The 545-nt window shown below is 54.3% G+C and carries 1 protein-coding gene; it reads left to right on the top strand.

Annotated elements, in window-relative coordinates; translation table 11 throughout:
* Positions 1-184: 184 nt before the first annotated feature.
* A partial coding sequence (gene pgk, locus HMPREF1627_RS00625) for a phosphoglycerate kinase (protein WP_081940724.1) occupies positions 185-545 on the top strand: 361 nt, incomplete at its 3' end.

The following is a 545-nucleotide window of genomic DNA, read 5'->3' as shown; positions in this document are numbered from 1 at the left end:
TGAAGGTTGTTTCCTGGTACGACAACGAGTGGGGCTACTCGAACCGCCTCGTAGACCTGACCAAGTACGTTGGTGAGCGTCTCTAATTAGGAGTCGAGCGTAAAAGTTGGACGCCCGCACATGCTGACGCGTGCGCGGGCGTCTTCTTTAGGCCCGAACTATTGAACTTCGAGAGGAAGATTTTATGAGAACGATCGAAAGTCTAGGTGATCTCAAAGGAAAGCGCGTCCTGGTTCGTTCGGACTTCAACGTGCCACTAGATGGCCAGACGATCACCGACGACGGCCGTATCCGCGCGGCACTACCCACTTTGAACAAGCTTGTAGAAAGCGGAGCCAAGGTTATCGTCATGGCACACCTTGGCCGTCCGAAGGGCGAGTTCAAGCCAGAGTTCAGCCTTGCACCGGTTGCAAAGCGTCTTGGCGAACTGGTTGACGCCAACGTATCGCTTGCCAAGGACATCACCGGCGAATCTGCTAAGGAAGAGGCCGGAAAGCTAAACGATGGCGATATTCTTCTGCTCGAGAATGTTCGCTTCGATCCGC

The sequence above is a fragment of the Actinomyces sp. S6-Spd3 genome, from assembly GCF_000758755.1.
GTDB lineage: Bacteria > Actinomycetota > Actinomycetes > Actinomycetales > Actinomycetaceae > Pauljensenia.
Note: the sequence above shows the minus strand (reverse complement) of the source record. Positions and strands in the feature narration are given on the sequence as shown.